Origin of the sequence: Mesorhizobium sp. B2-4-12, from assembly GCF_006441575.1 — a bacterium.
GTDB lineage: Bacteria > Pseudomonadota > Alphaproteobacteria > Rhizobiales > Rhizobiaceae > Mesorhizobium.
Map to the genome: position 1 here is coordinate 47,205 of NZ_VFVC01000003.1, position 18,799 is coordinate 66,003.

An 18,799-nucleotide genomic window follows, 5' to 3' on the forward strand; every position below is an offset into this window, starting at 1 on the left:
AGCAGCCCAAGGTAGATAAGGCGGCAGCGACAGCAGGCTACCCTATGCGTTTTTTCTCGCGCCTGCCAGAAATTTAGGCGCAAGATTTTCATAAGCCGTAGCTCACCTTAGCCATGTCGGGCGACAGCGTTGCATGCGACTGGTCCTGCGGTAATCCATACGATTGAAGTCCGGCCACAGCTTTCCCGTGTGTCCCACGGGGTTCGAGGGAGACCGGGTTGAGCCGAAGATTGGAACCTCGCATGGTGCGCGGCGTTGAATCGACCGAGGGTATCAACGTTCAGGCTTCGTGCAGCAAGCTACCGTTCTTACAGTGCCATCATCCGGTGACACGCCTGCTGGATGTCCCGGCGAGGCCTGTTGAGACCTAAACGGGAGGGCCGAGGTGCAGTTTCTTATCGGCGCGAAGGTTCTCATCGTCGAGGACGAATTCGTCGTCGCCGACGACCTCGCGCGTTACTTCTCCGGGCTCGGGGCCACCATCCTGGGGCCAGCCCAAAGCGTTGTGCAGGCCCGGCCTTATGCCGAGCAGGCGGATGCCGCCGTACTGGACATAGACTTGAATGGAACCCCCGTCTTTCCAATCGCCGACCGCCTGGTCGAACGTGGCGTTCCCTTCGTCTTCTTCAGTGCCCACGACCGCAACGTCATCCCTTCCCGCCTTGAGCACGCCGCCAATCTTTTGAAGTCAGCCGATCGCAGAAAGATCATCGCGGCGCTTTTCCCCGCAGGGACCCGACAGGATCAAATCGACGAACCTGCCGATGTCCTGTCGCTGCTGCCCAAACTTCGATTGGCAGCGCGCCTGATGCTTGGCGATGCCAGTGCCGCGGACCGGCTGGTGGAAACGACACTGGAACTCGCCATCCGCGAAGTCGGGGATCGTCCTGCTGATATCTCGACGGAACGATGGCTGAATTACCTGCTGCAAATATCCGCCGATAAAGCCGCCGACCTGCTCAATTAGCCCATGCCTGTCACCTGTGCCGTTGCAGCCTCAATCATGCGGCGCATGAAAACGTCAATTCACCATCAGCCGTCTCAGCCAAGCGACAATCCTGTTCCCGCCAACAATCCTGCGGACCCGGCCTGCAACCCAGTTTGCCTGCATCATTGTACCTACATGGCAGCTGCAGACGATGTCGTGCAATTCCCAATCCGACAGTTCGAAGAAACGCTTGGCTTCTCCGTACGTGTCGGATTTCAAGCCGGATGCACGCAGCAGCGGGTCCTCGAAGGCAACGGTAAGCGGCGATCCAGCCGCCCGCGCCTCTTCCCGCACCGCCGGGTGCAGATGTTCGGTCCCGGAGAGCGCGGCGAGGCAACGGGACGGATGCTGGTCGAGCACTTCCGCCCAACGCTCCATTCGCTGCGCTCTGGTCGTCAGCGGGACCGGGGCAAGCGGTGTGATGTCGGCTATTGATTCCAGTTGTTCGAGTGTCTGGTGTTTCATGACTGGCTCCTGTCGTCGTTTGTCGGCGCACGCTCATCAAGAGTTGTCGCGGCGAAAGGCGGCCCCAAGCCGCCCTGAAACCGCAGCGAGAATATCGGTGGCACCTGGCCGTCGGCTGTGGCCCACAGATGTCAACAGACATCGGGACGCGGTGTCTGAGGCGGGACAAAACTGTCGACACCGATCGATGTTCCACCGGCAGGAAGATTTTGTGCCGGGCTCCTGACCGGCCCTCGCTCAGTTTCTTGTTCAGGTCGGAAAAGAGCCCCACGGCCGCGCTCCCCACCGACGCGGGGACAGCCGTGGCCAAATTGGTTCCGTCACATAGACGATCCGCGTGTCTCTTCCAGTTGCTTGGAACATTCGAGCCAGCTGCTTGTTCGGCCAAACACTTCAGGTTGGCCAACACTCCAAATCGAGAGGACAGAATGCGAAACGCGAAACTCGCCGTCGTCACAGGCGCCTCGAGCGGCATCGGCAAGGAACTTGCGAAACTGTGCGCGAAAGACGGCTATGATCTCGTCATTGTCGCCGATGAACCGGCGATCGAGGAGGTCGGCGAGGCGCTTCGATCTCGAGGTGTCGCCGTCGACGCGGTGGAAGCGGACCTTGCCACCGAGGACGGCATTGACCAGCTGATCTCGAGGATCGGCGACCGTGACATTGACCTGCTGTTCCTCAACGCGGGACGCGGGCTGGGCCGAGGCTTCGTGGATCAGGATTGGGCCAAGGTGCGCCGCGTCATCGACACCAACGTCACCGGCACGGTCCACCTCGCGCACCGACTTACCCCCCGGATGGTGAGGCGGGGCCGCGGCCGGATCCTGTTCACCGGGTCAATCGCGGGCTTCATGCCCGGCACCTTCCACGCCATCTACAACGGCACCAAGGCACTCATCGATTCGTTCGCGATCGCGCTTCGTCACGAGCTGAAGCACAGCGGCGTCACGGTCACGCTGCTGATGCCAGGCGCCACACAGACCCGTTTTTTTGAACGCGCCGACATGATGGATACGAAAATCGGAACCGATGAGAAAGACAATCCCGCCGACGTGGCCAGGGACGGCTACGACGCCCTGATGGCCGGCGAAGAACAGGTCATTAGCGGCTGGACCAACAGGATGCAGGTCGCCGGCTCCCGCTTCATGCCGGCAGGGATATTGGCCGAGCGGCATCGCCGCGTGGCCGAACCCGGCTCAGCCAGCAGAAGCTGAGCCCGGCGACACGCCAATGACATTTCTGAAAAGCGCAGGTTCGGATGAAGGAGCATCCCATGAAAGCGCTGACATGGCATGGAAAGGGCGACATACGTTGCAATCAGGTCGCCGATCCGGCCATCGAGGACGATCGCGACATCATCAAGGTCATCTCCTGCGCCACCCGCGGTTCTGACCTGCACCTGATGGACGGCCACATGCCCACCGTGCAATCAGGCGATGTGCTTGGCCACGAAAAGATGGGCGAAGCGGTGGAGGTCGGGCGCGGCCACACGAAATTCAAGAAGGGCGACCGCGTCGTCGCGCCTGCATCAAAACGGTGATGCGCCCGCACGGTTGATTGCAGATCGCTGTATGAAACCTGGCGCCAATCCAACCAAAGCCATGGAGGCCCCGAAATGTCGACGTCCAAGAACACGTCCAAGCCCGCACCGAGAACGCCTGAAACAGAAGGCCTTCCGCACCCAGGCCGCGATGCTCAAGACACCGACGCGGGCGCGGCGCCGACGGTTCCCAAGACCGCGGGCGCCGCGCAGCCGGACGCGTCGCCGCTCGACAACCGGGTCGCCAACCGCAATGCCGGGCGCCGGCGTCAGGCTGGCACCACGCCACGACCGACCGACGAGCCGCTGGAATAAGCGGGCTCGAATTCACGGTCTTATGGAGCAAAGGCACCAAAGGTGGCGCTAGCTCGCCTTGTCCTTGGGAACTATCCAAAGGTTCGGTGCGCGGGTTTCCCGAATGATCTTGGCGGCTTCTTCCAGGGTAATCCCGCACTTGCGGGCATAGTAGGTCGCTTCCGTTTGCACTTCGTCATCCAACGGCAGTGCAATGATCGCCTGCTTTGCTTTGTGCTTCGCCTTCTTGGCCATGACGCGAATCATAGCCCCTTCATGGATACTTATTTACTGATGATCCAGTCCACCAAGCCGGGCTCAACCCGCTCGCAGTGGCAAAACTCGTAAACCAGGCTCTGAGCGAGCGCGCGCCATTGGCACTCCGGTGCCTTCATTTCCAAGACCAAATCTCGAAAAACAGACCGGAGAATGTCTGCATCGAACGCTGATACCGAGGGGTGTTGCTCAACCTCCGTTATCGCCTCATCTAACTTGCGCTGGCGAAACCGCTTTAGAAGCTCGCGTGATGCCGCGATTGCTCGCCGGGTTTGAGCTATATCGACGCGCAGTGAGGCAATTTCACCCCGAGATCGGCGCTGCAACACGATGCTGGCGTCCATCGTCGTCTGGGCCAAGTCCGTATGGCCTTCAACCATTGCTACCTCCCCGCAGCTCAGGTTCTATTTACTCCTTTAGCAACGGGATTCAACGTCGGTTTTATGCCAAGGGCGCGCGGGCCATTCGGCAGGATCGTCCGAAATGGTGTTAGATAACCTCCGGGAACAATTTAGCCGAGTTTTTCACCGACAGTTGCAATTAAAGCCGCCCTCATTCTAGTATTCAACTGCGAGGGGGGAACCGCATGGATCAGCACATAAATTTATATCTAGATTTGGAGCCGGGCGAGCTGGCCGATCTGGAAGTTGTGGCAAGAGCAGCCTGGAACTTGGTGCGTTTGCTACATAAGACCGCGAATTCAGAACTGCGAGTGCTTCGGCCCTTGGTCGGCGGAAGCCGCCCTCAGGGGCCGCCTCTCCCGCCGACGGCACCGTAAACCTGGCCTGTCGCATAGCTGTCTTCCTGGGAAGCGAGGAGCACGTAGATGGACGCGAGCTCGCCAGGCTGACCCGGCCGTCCCATCGGCGTATCGGAACCGAACTGGGGAAGCTTCTCCGGAAACTGGCCGCCGCTTGGCTGCAGCGGGGTCCAGATCGGCCCCGGGGCGACCGCGTTGACACGGATGCCCTTTTTGGCGACCTGCTTGGCAAGGCTCTTGGCGAAGTTCATCCCGCACGCCTTGGTCATGGCGTAGTCGACCAGGGACTCGTCTGGATCACAGGCATTCACCGAACTTGTGATGATGATCGAGGAGCCTGGCTCCATGTGCTTCAACGCCGCCTTGGTGATCCAGAACATGGCGTAGACATTGGTCTTGAACGTCCAGTCAAACGCTTCTGTCGTTATCGCGGCGAGTTCCTTCTGCGGATGCTGGCGCGCGGCATTGCTGACCAGGATGTCGAGCCCGCCGAGCCGGCTGACGGCGTCTTCCACCAGCTTTTCGCAAAAGGCTTCGTCGCGAATGTCGCCGGGCAGCGGCACCGCTTTGCGGCCTTCGGCTTCGATCAGTTGCACGACCTCCCTCGCATCCGGCTCCTCCGCAGGCAGATAGCCGAAGGCGACGTCGGCGCCCTCGCGCGCGAAGGCGATCGCCCCCGCTCGCCCCATGCCGGAATCGCCACCGGTGATCAGCGCCTTGCGTCCGGCAAGCCGGCCGGATCCCTTGTAGCTCTTTTCGCCGTGGTCCGGACGCGGCTCCATCTTGCCGGCAAGACCCGGCCATTCCTGCTGCTGCGCCTTGAAGGGTGGCTGGGGATATTGCTTGGTCGGATCCTGTTTCGAAACCGGGCCTGCCGGAGCCGAAGCCGCGGCGGCGCTCGCCTGCTGTGCCTGGACCGGATTTGTGATCGCCGCGAGCACGCCGCCAGCCATGCCGCCAACCACGCGGCGCCGGGATGCACCGGCTGTCCTGGGTTTCTCTGTCATGTCTCACTCCTGACGTATTGCCGGGACCCGGGCTTCCGAAACTGTCGGGTCGGCCTTGGGCTCAGCCCTTGGAGCCGCGCTCGACGAACTTGTTGAAGCGGCTGGTTCCGCCGCTGCCCGCTCTGTCCTGGTGCAGGAAGGCGAGGTCATTCTCGTCGAATATCCGGAAGAACTCGTCCCACTCCACGGGCTCAAGCGTCTCCTCGGGCTCGCCGAAGTCGATCCTCAGGATGCCGCCCTTGCCTCCCGTCCGCACCACGGCCGGATGGCCGTCGCGCTCCTCCACCCATTTGCGGATCTCATCGTGATTGGTGGTCGTCTTGGCCTCGGACATGCCGGTTCCCTTTCTCGGTGCAGGTTGATTGGCGGCCTAACAGCGCAAATACGGCATTGTTCCCGGTGCCGGAACGGAAGACGGCGCCCATTTTGGCCCTCAACGGGAAGGAACTTTGTTGAAGTCAGGGAACAAACCTTTTGCCCGGCAGTTCGGGGCGCCAACGCCTACTCTGCAAGGGAGCTATCGTGAAACGTGTATTGGTTACGGGGGGCTGCGGCTTCATTGGCCGCCACGTCGCCCAGGAACTCGTCGAACATGGTTATACGGTGCGTGTTCTGGATGTCCTTCTGGAACAGGTGCATGGCGCCGAGGCGATCAGCCTGCCCGCCGGCAGCGAATTGATAAAGGGTGACGTCCGCGACCGGGAGGCGGTGGCCGAGGCTGTCTCCGATGTCGATGCCGTCATCCACCTGGCGGCGGAGGTCGGCGTCGGGCAATCCATGTACGAGATCGCGCGCTATGTCGGCACCAATGATCTCGGCACGGCAACCCTGCTCGAGGCATTGATCAAGCGGCCGGTCCAACGCATCGTCGTGGCGTCTTCGATGAGCATCTATGGCGAGGGCCTTTACGAAACGCCGGACGGACGGCGCATCGACAATGCACGTCGCAGGCCGGACGAGATCAAGAGCGGCCAGTGGGACCCCTTGTCGGCCGAAGGCGAAAGGCTTTCACCGATCCCCACCGACGAGGAAAAACAGGCCGATCTCGCGTCGATATACGCATTGACCAAATATGCGCAGGAACGCGCCGTGCTTATCTTCGGCCAGGCCTACGGCATGGATGCGGTGGCGCTGCGCCTGTTCAACGTCTTCGGCGCCGGGCAGGCGCTGTCCAATCCATATACCGGGGTGCTCGCCAATTTCGCCTCGCGGCTCGCCAATGGCAAGCGGCCGATGATTTTCGAGGACGGCCGCCAGAAGCGCGACTTTGTCCATGTGCTCGATGTCGCCCGAGCCTTCCGCCTGGCGTTGGAACAGCGCCAGGCGGCCGGGCACGCGATCAACATCGGCAGCGGCCACGCCTACCCGATCAGCGAGGTCGCGCGCCTGCTTGCCGAAGCCATGGGACAGCCAGGGCGCTCGCCCGAGATTCTCGGCAAGGCGCGCTCCGGCGACATCCGCAACTGCTTCGCCGACATTTCCAAGGCACGTGAGCTGCTCGGCTTCGAGCCCCGGCACCGGTTGGAAAACGCACTCGACGAGTTCGTTATCTGGGTTCGCAACACCGGCGCAGTCGACCGCGGCGCCGACATGAAGCGGGAGCTGGAAGAGCGGGGGCTGGTATCATGACGCAGCATCCGCGCATGGCGCCGGTGGCCATAGTCGGCGGCAGCGGCTTCATCGGTTCGAACCTTGCCGACAGCCTTTTGTCGGATGGCGAGCCGGTGCTGGTTGTCGACAATCTAAGCCGGCCGGGCGTCGAAAAGAACCTCGAATGGCTTGCAGGTAAACATGGTAGCCGCCTCACCGTTAAGACGGTGGACGTGCGCGACGCCGGCGCCATGCAGGCGGCTCTGGCCCCGGCCAAGGCGATCTTCCATCTGGCCGCGCAGACGGCGGTCACCACGAGCCTGGTGCAGCCTGGAGAAGACCTCGACATTAATCTGCGGGGCACATTCCATGTGCTCGAAGCGGCCCGCCGCACTGGCGCCCCAGTCATCTTCGCCAGCACCAATAAGGTCTATGGCGGCCTGCCGCAGATTGCAGTGAGGGAAGTGGACGATCGCTACGAGCCTTGCGACGAGACGATCGGCGCCAACGGTGTCGACGAGACGATCGGCCTTGATTTCTGCACGCCCTACGGCTGCTCCAAGGGTGCCGCGGACCAGTATGTGCTCGACTACGCCAAGTCCTACGGCCTGCCCACCGCCGTGCTGCGCATGAGCTGCATCTACGGTCCGCGCCAGTTCGGCACCGAGGACCAGGGCTGGGTTGCTCATTTCCTGCTGAGTGCGCTCCGCGGCTGGCCGATCACCATCTACGGCAATGGCAGGCAGGTGCGCGACATCTTGCACGTTTCCGATGCCGTGGCCGCCTATCGCGGCGTGCTGGCCAGGATCGGCGAGTTCAAGGGTCGCGCCTTCAACCTGGGCGGCGGGCCACGAAACGCCATAAGCCTGCGCACGCTTCTGGCGGAGATCGCGGGCATGACCGGCCACGAGGTCACACTCCGCTACGACCAGGAGCGCACCGGCGACCAACCGTTCTTCGTCGCCGACACCCGCAAGATAGAAGCCGCGCTGGGCTGGAAGGCCCATGTGTCGTGGCGCGATGGCATTCGCGACCTTGCCGATTGGCTGCGTCAGCATCGTCTCACGCCGCAAACGGAAGTCACGAGGTACGTCGCATGAAAGTCGCCTTGGTCAATCCGCACTGGACATACGCGCACAGCATCTATTTCGGCTGCCGGCAGCCGCATCTGCCTTTGGAACTCGGCTACTCCAAAGCGCTGCTGGAGGCAGATGGTCACGAGGTCCTGATGCTCGACGGGCAGTTGCAGAACCTCGACAATGTGATGCTGGCGGAGCGGGTCGCCGCCTTCGCTCCTGACATGTCGGTGGTGACGACGGCGCCCACCTATCTGTTCTGGCGATGCGCTCCGCCCGAACTTCGCGTGCCAGCGGAGTTCCTGGCTCACCTCGCGGGACGCGGCGGCCGCACGGTGGCGGTCGGACCGCACGGCTCGGCCACGCCGGTTCCGACCCTGCGCAAGCTCGGCGTCGACCTGGTCGTTCGGGGCGAGTGTGAGGAAGTGGTGGCCGAGCTTGCCCGGGAGGGCGACTGGGGCACGGTGTCCTACACTGCCCGGCTTGAGGACGGCGCGTTGGCGACCAATGGAGGCGTACATGCCAGCCGTTTCATCGACCATCCGGCCCTGCGCTGGCCGACCGATTGGATAGCCACCCACACGCACCACCATCACCGTTTCGACTCCCCACAGCACGGTGCTGGAGCAGAGGTCGAAGCGTCGCGAGGCTGTCCCTACAATTGCAGCTTCTGCGCCAAGATCGATTTCCGCGACGCCTATCGCCGCAGGAACCATGAGGCCGTCATTGCCGAAATCGACGGCTTGATCGGACAAGGCGTCCGCTACATCTACTTCATCGACGAGATATTCCTGCCGCAGAAGGCGCTGCTGGAGGCGTTGGTCGGCCGCGATGTCCAGTTCGGCGTTCAGACCCGCATCGACTTGTGGAAGCCGGAACTGCTGGAACTCCTGGGCGCCGCCGGCTGCGTGTCGATCGAAGCAGGCCTCGAAAGCCTCACCGTCGAAGGCCGCGAGATGCTGGCAAAGCGCTGCCGGCTGGGTACCGAGGAATTGGCCGCGCTGCTGGTCAATGCCCGCCGCCACGTTCCGTTCGTCCAGGCCAACCTGATCGGCGTGGTCGAGGATGATCCCGCGCTGGTGGACCACTGGCGCGGGCACCTCATCGACAACGGCGTCTGGGCCAACGAACCGGTGCCGCTCTACCCCTACCCGAGTTCGCCCAGCTATCGCGCGCTGTGGGGCGAGCCCGACGACCTCGCCTGGGAGCGGGCCCATGAACATTACCTCGCCTCTTTCGCCTCGTTCAGCGACATCCAGGACAAGCGGCCGCGCCCGCTGGCCGAGTTGGAAGCCTCATGCTGCAGTCATTGATCAACCGTCCAAGGCGTATCTTGATGACCACCGATGCCGTCGGCGGCGTGTGGCAATATTCGCTCGATCTTTCACGCGAGCTCGCTGCCGCGGGCAACAGCGTCGTGCTTGCCGGCCTGGGGCCACCGCCTTCTGCCGAACAGGCGGAAGAGGCACGATCCTTCACCGCCCTGGAATGGCTCAAGACCCCGCCAGACTGGATGACGCACGATCAACGCGACCTTGATCAGCTTCCCGAGGAATTGCGGGAGCTTGCGAGGGTCTACGCCATCGATCTCATTCACCTGAACGCCCCGGCGCAGGCGGCCGGGCTCGACCTGCCCTGCCCGGTTGTCGCCGTATCGCATTCCTGTGTCGTCACATGGCTGCACGCGGTGCGCGGCGAGGCGGTCGCGAACGATTGGGCCTGGCAAAGGGATCGCAACAGAGCGGGCCTGGATCGGGCCGATGCGGTCGTGGCCCCGAGCCAGAGCCACGCCGATATGCTCGAGATCTGCTATGGCCCGATCCCCCGCCTGAGCGTCGTCTACAACAGTGCGGCACCAGGCCCGGCGGCCGAGCATCGCGAGACATTCGTCTTTGCAGCGGCCCGTTGGTGGGACGAGGGAAAGAATCCCGCGGTGCTGGATGGCGCGGCCGCGATCGCGGAATGGCCCTTCTTTGCCGCCGGTCCGCTCGACGGGCCTGAAGGACAGCACGCGCGTCTCCAGCATTGCGTGTCGCTCGGGCCGATCCCTCACGAAGAGGTCAGGCGGCTGATGGCACGCGCCGGAATCTTCGTGTCGACGTCTCGCTATGAACCTTTCGGGCTTGCGGCCCTGGAGGCGGCGATGGCGGGCACCCCCCTGGTCCTGGCCGACATCGGCACCTATCGCGAGATCTGGAACGGCGCGGCGCTGTTCTTCGACGCGCGTGATCAGCATGCCCTTGCCGGCTGCATCGCCCGCCTTGTCCACGACGACGTCCTGCGGAGACAACTCGGCCAGCGCGCGGCCCGGCGGGCGCGCAAATTCTCGCCGCGCTCGCAAGCGACGGCCATGCGGGAAATCCACGAGCAGGCGGCGATGGCCGCCACGGAACGGTAGCCATGCACTTCCTGTTCTACACCCATTCCGCCGTCTCGGACTGGAACCACGGCAATGCGCATTTCCAGCGCGGCATCATGCGCGAACTCATCGCTCGGGGACATTATGTGATCGCGCTCGAGCCGGCGGACGGCTGGAGCCGCTGCAACCTGCTGGCGGAGAAAGGGTCCTTCGCGGTGGAGCGCTTCAGGAACGATTTCCCGGAGCTGATGCCTGTGACCTATGATGCGTCGTTCGATCACGAAGCCCGGATCGCCGACGCCGATGTCGTGATCGTCCACGAATGGACGGCGCCGGACCTCATCGCGCGCGTTGGACGCGCGCGGGCCAATGGAGGCGATTTCACACTCCTGTTCCACGATACGCACCACCGGGCTGTGTCTGCGACCGAAGCCATCTCGGCCCTCACGCTGGAGCATTATGACGGCGTGCTCGCCTTTGGCGAAGCCTTGCGAGAGAGCTATCTTCGGGCCGGCTGGGGCAAGCGTGCCTTCACCTGGCACGAGGCGGCGGATGTGCGGTTGTTCAAACCCTGCCGGCGCATGAAGCCCATCGCGGATCTGGTTTGGGTCGGAAATTGGGGGGATGACGAGCGCAGCGCCGAAATCCGCGAATTCCTGATCGATCCAGCACGCGAGCTTATCTTGTCGGGAACGGTGCACGGCGTGCGCTACCCGCCGGCCGCGCTCAACGCGCTCGCCGATGCGGGCCTGCACTATGAGGGCTGGGTCGCCAATGCCGATGTGCCGAAAATATTCGCGCAGCATCGCGTCACCGTGCACATTCCCCGCCGGCCTTATCGGCAGGGTCTGCCGGGTATCCCCACGATCCGCATGTTCGAGGCGCTGGCCTGCGGCATTCCCCTTGTGTCGGCGCCCTGGTCCGACGCCGAAGGCCTGTTCCGTCCCGGACAGGATTTCCTTTTCGCGCGGGACGGCGACGAGATGCGCCGTCACCTCAGCGACGTGCTGCATGACGGAGAGCTTGCGCTGACGCTTGCCGCATCCGGGCTCGAAACCATCCTGGCGCGACACACATGCCGGCACCGAGCCGACGAACTGTTCGACATACTGGCCGCATGTGGCAACCGTCATGTAGCCACTCGAATGCCCGCAAAGGAGGCCGCCGCATGAAAATCGCCTTTTACGGATCAAGCCTGTTGTCGTCGTACTGGAATGGGGCGGCGACTTATTATCGCGGGCTGCTCAAGGCGTTGTCGCGCCGCGGCTACGACATCACCTTCTACGAACCCGACGTCTACGACCGGCAGAAGAACCGCGACATCGAGGCCCCCGACTGGTGCACCGTCGTGGTCTACGAGCCGGCGCCGCATGCGTTGATGCAGGTTGCGGCTTGCGCGGCGCAGGCCGACATCGTCGTCAAGGCAAGTGGCGTCGGTTTCGAGGATGACGCATTGCTGAGCGCGGTGCTCGAGCATGCCCGCGCCGATGCGATCACCGTATTCTGGGACGTCGACGCCCCTGCAACGATCAGCCAGTTGCGCGCCGACGCCGACCATCCGCTGCACGATGCCTTGCGCAGGATCGACCTCGTGCTGACCTATGGCGGCGGTGACCCCGTGGTGTGGGAATATCGCGCCCTCGGCGCGGCCGAATGCGTGCCGATCTACAACGCGCTCGATCCCGAGACACACCATCCGGTCGCCGGCGACCGGCGTTTTGCTTGCGATCTTGCCTTTCTCGGCAACCGCCTGCCCGACCGCGAGGCGCGCGTCGACGCCTTTTTCCTCGAACCGGCCCGAGCGCTGGACGGCAAGCGTTTCCTGCTCGGCGGATCCGGGTGGGGAGACAAACCTCTGCCTGGCAACGTCTCCTGGCTCGGCCATGTCGGGACCAGGGATCATAATGCCTTCAACGTCACGCCGAAAGCGGTGCTGAACATCAGCCGCGACAGCATGGCCGCCAACGGCTTTTCGCCGGCGACCCGGATTTTCGAAGCGGCGGGGGCAGGTGCCTGCATCGTCACCGATGCCTGGCTCGGTGTCGAGATGTTCCTGACCCCCGGTGAGGAAATACTGGTCGCGAGAGACGGTGCCGACGTCGCGGAGATCGTGCGGACACTGACGTCCGCCCGGGCAAAGGCGATCGGCGAGGCAGCACTGCGACGTGTTCTTGGCGAGCACACCTACACTCTGAGGGGGGCCCTGGTCGATACCGTCTTCAAGGAGCACGTCGGACGCCCTACCGTGGAGGCGGCGGAATGACGAAGCAACTCGACATCGTCTTCCTTGGCCTTTCGCTGTCCTCGTCCTGGGGGAACGGTCATGCAACGACTTTCCGCGGGTTGCTGAGAGGCCTTCATGAACTGGGCCATCGCATCACGTTCCTCGAACGCGACGTGCCCTGGTACGCGCGCCATCGTGATCTGCGGGAGCCCGATTTCTGCACCTTGCTCTACTACGAAACGCTCGATGAACTGCGTCGTGCCCACGAGCGGCGCCTGCGGCGAGCCCATATTGTGGTGGTCGGATCCTTTGTGCCCGAGGGGAAGGCAGTGATCGACACTGTGGCGTCGCTCTGCGGCGGGCAACTGTGTTTCTACGACATCGACACGCCGGTGACGCTGGCGCAGATCGCCGAAGACGACTGCGATTATCTGGCAAGGCGACAGATCCCGTATTTCGACGTCTATTTCTCCTTCACAGGCGGGCCGACGCTCGACCGGTTGCAGTCCGAATTCGGCGCGCAAAGAGCCGAGCCGCTCTACTGTTCCGTCGATCCGGAGCGGCACCACCGGACGGACAATGCCATCCAATGGGATCTCGGCTATCTCGGCACCTACAGTTCGGACCGGCAGCCGGCTCTTGAAGCGCTGCTGCTGGAGCCAGCGCGCCGGCTGCCGCGGCGGCGCTTCGTGGTCGCCGGCTCGCAATACCCGTCTAATATCGCCTGGCCCGGCAATGTCGAGCGTATAGAACATTTGCCTCCGGCCGAGCATGCCGCCTTCTACAGCCGCCAGCGCTGCACGCTGAATGTCACCCGCGCATCGATGATCGCGGCCGGATGGTCGCCGAGCGTGCGGCTGTTCGAGGCCGCCGCCTGCGGCACGCCGATCATCAGCGACCGGTGGCCGGGCCTCGACAGCTTTTTTCCCGAATCGACCATTCAAACCGCCGACAAACCCGACGACGTGATCGCGATCCTGAGCGGACAGAACGATCGTGCAAGGCTCGCCATGGCGGACCGGGCTCGCAAGCTTGTTCTGACGAGACACACCGGCATCGCCCGGGCCCGTGAATTCATATCCCGGCTGGCACCACCGGCTCGGATGCGTTCAGGCCTCGGCCTGGACGTTGGAAGTGCGGCATGACTGGCAGACAGGAGAAGATACAGATGCGGCAATCAAGAAAGGCGCAACGGACGCAGACGGTGCTTATCGCGGGCGGCGCGGGTTTCCTCGGTTCGCACCTTTGCGAAACATTGCTCCGGGATGGTCACCGGGTGATCTGTGTCGACAATTTCCTTACCGGGCGAATGGACAATATCAGGCCACTTGTCGGCCGGCCGCGCTTCCGGCTGATCGAACAGGACATCTGCACCCCGCTGGAACTCGGCGAACCGGTCGACCGCATCTTCAACATGGCTTGCGCGGCGTCCCCGCCACGCTATCAGGCGGACCCGGTTCACACGACACGCACATGCGTCATCGGCACATTCAATCTGCTTGAACTCGCGGCGGACAACGGCGCCCGGTTCCTGCAGGCTTCAACCAGCGAGGTCTATGGCGATCCCGAACAGCACCCGCAAAAGGAGGACTATGTCGGCCATGTCAACTGCACGGGGCCGCGGGCCTGCTATGATGAAGGCAAACGGACGGCCGAGACCCTTTGTTTCGATTACCTGCGTGCCGACAAAGCCGATATCCGCGTTGCGCGCATCTTCAACACCTACGGGCCGAGGATGGATCCGGCCGACGGCCGCATCGTCTCCAACCTGGTCATGCAAGCCATCGAGAAACGGCCGCTGACGATATTCGGCGACGGACATCAAACCAGGTCGTTCTGCTATGTCACCGATCTCGTCGACGGGCTGCTGCGCCTCATGGACATCGATCCAAATCCGCGCCAGCCGGTCAATCTGGGCAACCCTGGGGAATTCACCATCCTGCAATTGGCAAGCCTGGTACGCGAGATCACAGGCACGCGGTCGGCCGTGACGTTCCTGCCCTTGCCGCAAGACGATCCGCGCCGGCGCCGGCCCGATATAACGCGTGCGAAAACGCTGCTCGGCTGGGCGCCCAAGGTGCCTCTCAGACAGGGCCTGCTGCAGACGATCGGTTACTTCGCCGAGCTCGACACGGATCGGATGGATGCCTCCCTGACCCCGATTGCCGCCACTGGCGGTTCAAGGGCAGGCAAGGCGCAGAACCTGCCGGTTTGAAGACTGCCGGGCTGGCGCAATGACATGGTTCGCGGTGTTCAATTCTGCCACGGCCGGGAACATCCACGGGCTCTCGGGGTTGGGCTGTAGCAATTCCGGGAAAGGTGCGAAGCGGTTTTCCGTCCGGAATTGCGCGAAACAGCAACCTAGCCGGTCGACGGTTCGATCATACGCTGAACCGCTCTGGGAAGCCCGGATGGAGAAGGACCCGTGCAACCGAAACGATCCGCCAGAGACATCGATCAGATCGCCGCCAGCGAAACGGCCGCCTATTTGCGGCGGGCCTCCATCACCTATCTCGAATGTTGCATCAGCTTGATGATGACGCATCTGCAGCGCGAGGAGGTTGCCTCGATTCTGGAACAAGAAGCCGACATGCTGCGCAATTTGGATTGAGCTCGCGGCTTCAGGCCCTTGCCAGTTCGACGAAACGCAGCAGCCCCGCCTGGTAACGCCGGACGGTATCGGCCAGCCGGGTGCGCTCCCGCTCGTTGCAGGATTGGGTCGCCATGGTCCACAAGCCGAGCTGAAAAGCCAGGTAGCAGGGCTCCATGTAGGCAACCAGGTCAAGGTCGATGAGAGACCGTGTTCCGGTTTCCATGCAACTGACGAGCTTCGAAACCTCCAGGTTGGTCAGGCCATGTTCGATGCAGGCTCCGGCGACGTCCCATTCTATAGCCTGGCAGCCCACGAGGTCATGCGAGCGGCAATGATCGACAGCATCTGTCTTGATGAGCGTGCCATCGGCGCGCGCCAAGAATTCCCAGCGATGCAGCCGCCCATCGATCTCGACCTTGCGTTGGGTTTGTGGCAGCTGCCGGCTGGCGAACCAATCGCGCAATCGCGTCCCATGACTCTCCCCCAGCGCCCGGGCGCAATTGAAGACTGCCATGCCTGCGAGTTCTGCCAATGAAGCGCCGGCTTGCGTGGTTTGCAAATTGGCGTCGCGCCAGGCGAGGTACCGCCCCAGATGCTCGATGAGCCTGTCCCTGGATATATGAGCCTCATCAGCAGTTTCCGGGTCGACCCAGCGCTCGATCAGAAAACCGTGGCGGAGCCCCACGACCGGCGGACCGAAGCCGGCCTCTTGGAGCGACTTTGCGGACTGCAGCTTGCTTCGGCCGGTTTCGCCAATTCCGGCGAACTTGACCAGCCATCGCTTCGCGCCTTCCGAGGCCATGAACTTGCGCCGCTCGAAACCGCCGAAAACCGGAGGCCAGCACTCAGGCTGCGTTCGGAGGCACTCGCGCCAGGCTCCGCCGGAGATCTCGCGCAGCCGGATGTCTGGCCTGCCCAAAAGCTCGGCGACCCAGTCTCGCAGCGACGGCGCCGTCGAACGGTCGAAAGCGTGCTCGAAATCCGCAACATGGCGGCGGCAGCGGAGCCAGAGCGCACGTATGTCGGGCGACGCCTGGGCACCCGGCTCGCCAGAATGACTGGGAAACAAATGGATGCGCTCGATGTCGATGCCAAGGTGAAGCAGCCACGCTATCACCGCATGGAACGAACTGCCGGAAAGGCCAGGCCCCTCGTCAACGATGGCAAATCGGGCGGCCGGATCGTGGCGCCAACCGCCAATCAATTCGGGATCGGCAGCGATGCCGCGGCGGAAAGGATGCCCAATGGGCCGCACGCTGACTGGCGGTGGGGCGCCGATGGCGGCCGCGACCATCGCGGCGAGCCCGAGACCGATGCTGCGAATGCCGATGACGCAGGTGTTCGCGGCAAGCCCGGAACGTCGGGCGGCGACAAGATAGGTTTCGGGGTAGAGCGCGTAAAAGGCATAGCCTTCGGCGGCCCCGGTGACGACTTCGCTCTGGCAATCCAGGTCCCGAAGCATAACGAGAATATCATCGTTCAGCGCTCCGCTAGCGACAAAGCCGCATTGCCAGGACCACGCAACTTCCTGCGCCAGCCCGAAAAGGATTTTTGCGCCTTGCCGTTGACGCAGTGAATTGCTGTCGAGCCCAGAGGCCCGGAACTCGATGTCGGCAAGGCCCTGGGCCAGCTCCGAAACGCTTATGAACAGGCCCACCAGGGCAGCATGCCGCTCGATGCCGGCCGGCATCGAGCCGATGTCCGCCGCTGCTTCGCAGGCGGCTTCTCTGAGCCGCGACGCGCTGTGCACCTGCTTGTGGTCACCAAAGACGATCATCGTTCCTGCCGGACTATCCCGCCGCCAACGCCGACTAGCCCTGTTTGATCCGTGCCGGGCGCCGCAATTTTTCACGATTTGAAGGAACATTCGTGGCCGCTCCCGGTTCGGCAGCGAGGAACTTACCTCCAACCAACAGAGGCGTCGGTTTCGTGGCATCGAAGAAAGTTCGTATCGGCATCGTCGGTGTCGGCAATTGCGCATCCTCCCTGGTGCAAGGGCTGACCTATTATCGCGACGCAAAGAGCAACGAGCCGATACCCGGACTGATGCATGCCGACCTCGGCGGCTATCATGTCGATGACGTCGAGGTCGTCTGCGCGTTCGACGTCGCAACGACCAAGGTGGGGCGCGACGTCGCCGAAGCGATTTACAGCGCGCCCAACAACACCTTCCGCTTCGCCGATGTGGCGCCGACCGGCGTTCGGGTCGAGCGTGGTCCCACGCTCGACGGCATCGGCAAATATCTGCGAGACGAAATCGAGGAGTCGAAGGAGCCGGTCGCCGACATCTGTGGGGCGCTTCGCGACAGTGGTTGCGAGGTGCTGGTATCGTATCTGCCGGTCGGTTCCGAAGAGGCGACGCGTTTTTACGCCGAATGCGCGCTGGATGCCGGCTGCGCATTCGTCAACTGCATCCCCGTCTTCATTGCTTCGCGTCCTGAATGGCGGCGGCGGTTCGAGCAGCGTGGCCTTCCCCTGGTCGGGGACGATATCAAGAGCCAGGTCGGCGCGACCATCGTGCACCGGTTGCTGGCCAATCTTTTCCGTGAGCGCGGGGTGCGCATCGACCGCACCTACCAGCTCAATTTCGGCGGCAACACAGACTTCCTCAACATGCTGGAACGCGAGCGGCTGGAATCGAAGAAGATCTCCAAGACCCAGTCCGTTGCCAGCCAACTCGACGTTCCGCTCGAGGCGGGCAACATCCATGTCGGCCCAAGCGACCACGTGCCTTGGCTGACCGACCGCAAATGGGCCTATATTCGTGTCGAAGGCACGACCTTCGGCGGCGTGCCGCTGAACGCTGAACTCAAGCTCGAAGTGTGGGACTCGCCCAACTCCGCCGGCGTGGTGATCGATGCGGTGCGTTGCGCCAAACTCGCGCTCGACCGCGGCATTGCAGGCGCCCTGACCGGGCCTTGCAGCTATTTCATGAAATCGCCGCCGGAGCAGTTCACGGACGCCGAGGCACGCCTGCGCACCCTCGCCTTCATCTCCGGCAAGGACGAGCCGATGCTCGACGCCGCCGAATGACAACGACGTTTTTTCTGATCCGGCATGCGGCGCACGACAATGTCGGCGGCTATCTGGCGGGCCGAATGGAAGGCATCCGCCTCGGCGAAGCCGGCAAGGCACAGGCTCAGCATCTCGCCGGTCGCATGGCCCGCGAACCCCTTGCCGCCATCTGCAGCAGTCCGCGCGAGCGCACGCTGGAAACCGCGAAACCGATCGCGCTTGCCTGCGGCGTCAACCACATCGCGATCTGCCAGGAGTTGGACGAAATCGACTTCGGCGTCTGGTCGGGCAAGACTTTCGACGAGCTGAATGCGGACGCCAGCTGGCGCCTGTGGAATGATCAACGCCAACAGGCGCGCACGCCGAGCGGTGAAACGATGCTGGATGTCCAGCAGCGCATCGTCGGCCTGATGGACGCTCTGCGCCAAAATACCCAGGGCCAGTGCGTTGCGCTTGTCAGCCACGCCGACGTCATCAAGGCAGCGGTATGCAAGGTGCTCGGTCTCCAGCTCGGCGACTGCTTCCGCTTCGACATCGAGCCGGCGTCGATCACCACGATCGTGCATGGCGACTGGGGCTCGAAACTCATTCGCCTCAATGAAAGCGCCTGAC

Annotated in this window: 20 protein-coding genes and 1 pseudogene; 15 read left to right on the top strand and 6 right to left on the bottom strand. The window is 63.1% G+C overall.

What is annotated here, in order from left to right; translation table 11 throughout:
* Positions 1 to 385 precede the first annotated feature (385 nt).
* Positions 386 to 967 (top strand): response regulator, encoded by a 582-nt coding sequence (locus tag FJ934_RS02735; RefSeq protein WP_140607118.1) that lies wholly within the window; start codon positions 386 to 388, stop codon positions 965 to 967.
* Between the two features lie 54 nt (positions 968 to 1,021).
* Here the strand turns inward: FJ934_RS02735 and FJ934_RS02740 are convergent, their stop codons facing one another.
* Positions 1,022 to 1,453 (bottom strand): hypothetical protein, encoded by a 432-nt coding sequence (locus FJ934_RS02740; RefSeq protein ID WP_140607119.1) that lies wholly within the window; start codon positions 1,451 to 1,453, stop codon positions 1,022 to 1,024.
* A 428-nt stretch (positions 1,454 to 1,881) separates the two neighbouring features.
* On the opposite strand from FJ934_RS02740, the gene FJ934_RS02745 reads away from it, so the two are divergent.
* The 3 genes and pseudogenes from FJ934_RS02745 to FJ934_RS02755 all read left to right on the top strand — a co-directional run bounded on the left by FJ934_RS02745 (position 1,882) and on the right by FJ934_RS02755 (position 3,308).
* The gene (locus FJ934_RS02745) at positions 1,882 to 2,667 is read left to right on the top strand and encodes an SDR family NAD(P)-dependent oxidoreductase (protein ID WP_140607120.1); all 786 of its coding nucleotides are present in this window, start codon (positions 1,882 to 1,884) and stop codon (positions 2,665 to 2,667) included.
* 59 nt (positions 2,668 to 2,726) lie between these two features.
* Positions 2,727 to 2,978: pseudogene (locus FJ934_RS02750) on the top strand (alcohol dehydrogenase catalytic domain-containing protein); the annotation flags it as partial.
* Between the two features lie 90 nt (positions 2,979 to 3,068).
* Positions 3,069 to 3,308, top strand: a complete 240-nt coding sequence (locus FJ934_RS02755) for a hypothetical protein (RefSeq protein WP_140607121.1) — start codon at positions 3,069 to 3,071, stop codon at positions 3,306 to 3,308.
* A gap of 48 nt (positions 3,309 to 3,356) precedes the next feature.
* On the opposite strand, the gene FJ934_RS02760 is transcribed toward FJ934_RS02755, so the two are convergent.
* The 4 genes from FJ934_RS02760 to FJ934_RS02775 all read right to left on the bottom strand — a co-directional run bounded on the left by FJ934_RS02760 (position 3,357) and on the right by FJ934_RS02775 (position 5,664).
* On the bottom strand, positions 3,357 to 3,542 hold the full coding sequence (locus tag FJ934_RS02760) for a hypothetical protein (RefSeq protein ID WP_246671417.1): 186 nt from the start codon (positions 3,540 to 3,542) through the stop codon (positions 3,357 to 3,359).
* Positions 3,543 to 3,571: 29 nt separating this feature from the next.
* Complete coding sequence (locus FJ934_RS02765; RefSeq protein ID WP_140607123.1) at positions 3,572 to 3,943, bottom strand: hypothetical protein; 372 nt, start codon at positions 3,941 to 3,943, stop codon at positions 3,572 to 3,574.
* 364 nt (positions 3,944 to 4,307) lie between these two features.
* Complete coding sequence (locus FJ934_RS02770; protein ID WP_140607124.1) at positions 4,308 to 5,330, bottom strand: SDR family oxidoreductase; 1,023 nt, start codon at positions 5,328 to 5,330, stop codon at positions 4,308 to 4,310.
* A gap of 61 nt (positions 5,331 to 5,391) precedes the next feature.
* Positions 5,392 to 5,664 carry a hypothetical protein gene (locus tag FJ934_RS02775; RefSeq protein ID WP_140607125.1) on the bottom strand — a complete coding sequence of 91 codons (273 nt, stop codon included), beginning with the start codon at positions 5,662 to 5,664 and terminating at the stop codon, positions 5,392 to 5,394.
* 188 nt (positions 5,665 to 5,852) lie between these two features.
* On the opposite strand from FJ934_RS02775, the gene FJ934_RS02780 reads away from it, so the two are divergent.
* From FJ934_RS02780 to FJ934_RS02820, 9 genes are all read left to right on the top strand, one after another.
* Positions 5,853 to 6,959: an SDR family NAD(P)-dependent oxidoreductase gene (locus FJ934_RS02780; protein ID WP_140607126.1), complete on the top strand. Its 1,107-nt coding sequence runs from the start codon at positions 5,853 to 5,855 to the stop codon at positions 6,957 to 6,959.
* Positions 6,956 to 8,020 carry an NAD-dependent epimerase/dehydratase family protein gene (locus tag FJ934_RS02785; RefSeq protein WP_181165489.1) on the top strand — a complete coding sequence of 355 codons (1,065 nt, stop codon included), beginning with the start codon at positions 6,956 to 6,958 and terminating at the stop codon, positions 8,018 to 8,020. The genes FJ934_RS02780 and FJ934_RS02785 overlap by 4 nt, the downstream gene beginning before the upstream one ends.
* Positions 8,017 to 9,309, top strand: a complete 1,293-nt coding sequence (locus FJ934_RS02790; RefSeq protein WP_140607128.1) for a TIGR04295 family B12-binding domain-containing radical SAM protein — start codon at positions 8,017 to 8,019, stop codon at positions 9,307 to 9,309. The genes FJ934_RS02785 and FJ934_RS02790 overlap by 4 nt, the downstream gene beginning before the upstream one ends.
* Before the next feature lie 23 nt (positions 9,310 to 9,332).
* The gene (locus FJ934_RS02795) at positions 9,333 to 10,394 is read left to right on the top strand and encodes a glycosyltransferase family 4 protein (protein WP_246671418.1); all 1,062 of its coding nucleotides are present in this window, start codon (positions 9,333 to 9,335) and stop codon (positions 10,392 to 10,394) included.
* Between the two features lie 2 nt (positions 10,395 to 10,396).
* Positions 10,397 to 11,527, top strand: coding sequence for a glycosyltransferase (locus tag FJ934_RS02800; RefSeq protein WP_140607130.1), 1,131 nt, complete (start codon positions 10,397 to 10,399; stop codon positions 11,525 to 11,527).
* Complete coding sequence (locus FJ934_RS02805) at positions 11,524 to 12,618, top strand: glycosyltransferase (RefSeq protein WP_140607131.1); 1,095 nt, start codon at positions 11,524 to 11,526, stop codon at positions 12,616 to 12,618. Before FJ934_RS02800 ends, FJ934_RS02805 begins: the two co-directional genes overlap by 4 nt.
* Positions 12,615 to 13,724 (top strand): glycosyltransferase, encoded by a 1,110-nt coding sequence (locus FJ934_RS02810; protein ID WP_140607132.1) that lies wholly within the window; start codon positions 12,615 to 12,617, stop codon positions 13,722 to 13,724. Before FJ934_RS02805 ends, FJ934_RS02810 begins: the two co-directional genes overlap by 4 nt.
* 23 nt (positions 13,725 to 13,747) lie before the next feature.
* Positions 13,748 to 14,794 (top strand): UDP-glucuronic acid decarboxylase family protein, encoded by a 1,047-nt coding sequence (locus FJ934_RS02815; protein ID WP_140607274.1) that lies wholly within the window; start codon positions 13,748 to 13,750, stop codon positions 14,792 to 14,794.
* Positions 14,795 to 15,004: 210 nt separating this feature from the next.
* Entirely contained in the window at positions 15,005 to 15,190 is a 186-nt protein-coding gene (locus tag FJ934_RS02820) for a hypothetical protein (protein ID WP_140607133.1), read from the top strand.
* Between the two features lie 10 nt (positions 15,191 to 15,200).
* Here the strand turns inward: FJ934_RS02820 and FJ934_RS02825 are convergent, their stop codons facing one another.
* Positions 15,201 to 16,949 carry a hypothetical protein gene (locus FJ934_RS02825; protein ID WP_140607134.1) on the bottom strand — a complete coding sequence of 583 codons (1,749 nt, stop codon included), beginning with the start codon at positions 16,947 to 16,949 and terminating at the stop codon, positions 15,201 to 15,203.
* 152 nt (positions 16,950 to 17,101) lie between these two features.
* On the opposite strand from FJ934_RS02825, the gene FJ934_RS02830 reads away from it, so the two are divergent.
* Together FJ934_RS02830 and FJ934_RS02835 are read left to right on the top strand one after the other, a co-directional pair.
* Positions 17,102 to 18,205: an inositol-3-phosphate synthase gene (locus tag FJ934_RS02830; RefSeq protein WP_140607135.1), complete on the top strand. Its 1,104-nt coding sequence runs from the start codon at positions 17,102 to 17,104 to the stop codon at positions 18,203 to 18,205.
* Complete coding sequence (locus FJ934_RS02835; RefSeq protein WP_140607136.1) at positions 18,202 to 18,798, top strand: histidine phosphatase family protein; 597 nt, start codon at positions 18,202 to 18,204, stop codon at positions 18,796 to 18,798. The genes FJ934_RS02830 and FJ934_RS02835 overlap by 4 nt, the downstream gene beginning before the upstream one ends.
* Position 18,799 lies beyond the last annotated feature (1 nt).

What these genes read in the sequence shown, in the direction of transcription:
- FJ934_RS02800 (WP_140607130.1), top strand. Translation starts at nt 10,397, where the DNA reads ATGCACTTCCTGTTCTACACCCATTCCGCCGTCTCGGACTGGAACCAC.
- FJ934_RS02770 (WP_140607124.1), bottom strand. Translation starts at nt 5,330, where the DNA reads ATGACAGAGAAACCCAGGACAGCCGGTGCATCCCGGCGCCGCGTGGTT.
- FJ934_RS02785 (WP_181165489.1), top strand. Translation starts at nt 6,956, where the DNA reads ATGACGCAGCATCCGCGCATGGCGCCGGTGGCCATAGTCGGCGGCAGC.
- FJ934_RS02755 (WP_140607121.1), top strand. Translation starts at nt 3,069, where the DNA reads ATGTCGACGTCCAAGAACACGTCCAAGCCCGCACCGAGAACGCCTGAA.
- FJ934_RS02775 (WP_140607125.1), bottom strand. Translation starts at nt 5,664, where the DNA reads ATGTCCGAGGCCAAGACGACCACCAATCACGATGAGATCCGCAAATGG.
- FJ934_RS02805 (WP_140607131.1), top strand. Translation starts at nt 11,524, where the DNA reads ATGAAAATCGCCTTTTACGGATCAAGCCTGTTGTCGTCGTACTGGAAT.
- FJ934_RS02835 (WP_140607136.1), top strand. Translation starts at nt 18,202, where the DNA reads ATGACAACGACGTTTTTTCTGATCCGGCATGCGGCGCACGACAATGTC.
- FJ934_RS02745 (WP_140607120.1), top strand. Translation starts at nt 1,882, where the DNA reads ATGCGAAACGCGAAACTCGCCGTCGTCACAGGCGCCTCGAGCGGCATC.
- FJ934_RS02825 (WP_140607134.1), bottom strand. Translation starts at nt 16,949, where the DNA reads ATGATCGTCTTTGGTGACCACAAGCAGGTGCACAGCGCGTCGCGGCTC.
- FJ934_RS02815 (WP_140607274.1), top strand. Translation starts at nt 13,748, where the DNA reads ATGCGGCAATCAAGAAAGGCGCAACGGACGCAGACGGTGCTTATCGCG.
- FJ934_RS02765 (WP_140607123.1), bottom strand. Translation starts at nt 3,943, where the DNA reads ATGGTTGAAGGCCATACGGACTTGGCCCAGACGACGATGGACGCCAGC.
- FJ934_RS02760 (WP_246671417.1), bottom strand. Translation starts at nt 3,542, where the DNA reads ATGGCCAAGAAGGCGAAGCACAAAGCAAAGCAGGCGATCATTGCACTG.
- FJ934_RS02810 (WP_140607132.1), top strand. Translation starts at nt 12,615, where the DNA reads ATGACGAAGCAACTCGACATCGTCTTCCTTGGCCTTTCGCTGTCCTCG.
- FJ934_RS02795 (WP_246671418.1), top strand. Translation starts at nt 9,333, where the DNA reads ATGACCACCGATGCCGTCGGCGGCGTGTGGCAATATTCGCTCGATCTT.
- FJ934_RS02790 (WP_140607128.1), top strand. Translation starts at nt 8,017, where the DNA reads ATGAAAGTCGCCTTGGTCAATCCGCACTGGACATACGCGCACAGCATC.
- FJ934_RS02740 (WP_140607119.1), bottom strand. Translation starts at nt 1,453, where the DNA reads ATGAAACACCAGACACTCGAACAACTGGAATCAATAGCCGACATCACA.